The organism is Mesorhizobium sp. M7A.F.Ca.CA.004.06.1.1, assembly GCF_003999135.1.
Taxonomy (GTDB): Bacteria; Pseudomonadota; Alphaproteobacteria; order Rhizobiales; family Rhizobiaceae; genus Mesorhizobium.
Genome location: NZ_RZPQ01001184.1, coordinates 1 through 1,106 on the forward strand (window position 1 = coordinate 1; position 1,106 = coordinate 1,106).

The 1,106-nt window shown below is 63.7% G+C and carries 2 protein-coding genes; one reads left to right on the forward strand and one right to left on the reverse strand.

The window, feature by feature from the left end; all coding sequences use genetic code 11:
- Window positions 1-194: 194 nt before the first annotated feature.
- Window positions 195-623 carry a hypothetical protein gene (locus EN906_RS34975; RefSeq protein WP_127269091.1) on the forward strand — a complete coding sequence of 143 codons (429 nt, stop codon included), beginning with the start codon at window positions 195-197 and terminating at the stop codon, window positions 621-623.
- A 75-nt stretch (window positions 624-698) separates the two neighbouring features.
- Here the strand turns inward: EN906_RS34975 and EN906_RS34980 are convergent, their stop codons facing one another.
- The gene (locus EN906_RS34980) at window positions 699-1,052 is read right to left on the reverse strand and encodes a DUF1304 domain-containing protein (RefSeq protein WP_127269092.1); all 354 of its coding nucleotides are present in this window, start codon (window positions 1,050-1,052) and stop codon (window positions 699-701) included.
- Window positions 1,053-1,106 lie beyond the last annotated feature (54 nt).

The following is a 1,106-nucleotide window of genomic DNA, read 5'->3' on the forward strand; positions in this document are numbered from 1 at the left end:
CAGATAGAGGCCGACAAGGCCTGAAAAGATTATCTTTTTTTAATTACACATTGTCGCAGGGCGATCCTAACTTGCCGCCCGGGCCGAGAACCGCCGGCGATGAACCCCCTCATCGCGACGCGACGGAACCGGACGGCCCAAGGCCGGAAGGCAGGCGGACAACCGCCGCCTTCCTCTACAAGAGGAGACGCGTGATGCGCTCTTTCAAGACCTCGCTTAGAACTGCTACACTCACGGCGCTCCTCATCGCCGTTCCGCTTGCCGGCGCCTATGCCGCGGGCCATCACAAGGGCGCTCTCGACGCGGCCGATCCGACCGACATGACTGGCCCGCGTGTCGAGGCGCTTATCGCACAGGTGCAGGGCGTCCGGCAGGGCATCGTGGACGCAAGACAGGCCAACAACATCACCCCGGCCGTGGCGGAACGCCTGGAAATGCGCACGGCCCACATCGGTCAGGCGGCAGAGAAAGTCGCCGCGTCCGATCACGGCAGGATACCGGCCGCGCAATATCATGACCTGCTGCGCCGGCTCGACAATGTCGACCAGCGCCTGAGGGTCGATACCGGCAGCGGTTTCCTGATGGGCGACGGCGACGACGGCGGCAACTACCCGAACGGCTGAGGCCATAGCGCCCGAAACGGTCCAAGAGGAAGGGATCACCTGACGCTTTCGGGAGCCATCCCGCGGGCGTCCTTTTTACCAGCCCAGCCAGACCGCGATCAGCGCGGCAATCGCCGGCGCGGTCTGGATAAACAGGATTTTGCGGCCAACCGTTGCCGCGCCATAGAGGCCGGCAACAGCCACGCACAGCAGGAAAAACACCTTGACCTGGAAACCGGCCGCCCCGAGGTAAAGCCCCCAGATGAAGCCGGCGGCGAGGAAACCGTTGTAGAGCCCCTGATTGGCGGCGAGCACCTTGGAGGCGCTGGCGAATTCCGGGGTCAGGTTGAAAGCCTTGTGTCCGCGCGGCGTGTCCCACAGCACCATCTCCAGATAGACGATGTAGGCATGGATCAAGGCCACCAGCCCAACCAGGATGTTGCCGATCATTTCGTCCCCCTTGCGTTGTCGCCGGCAGCATTCCATGCGCGGCATCGCCTGCGC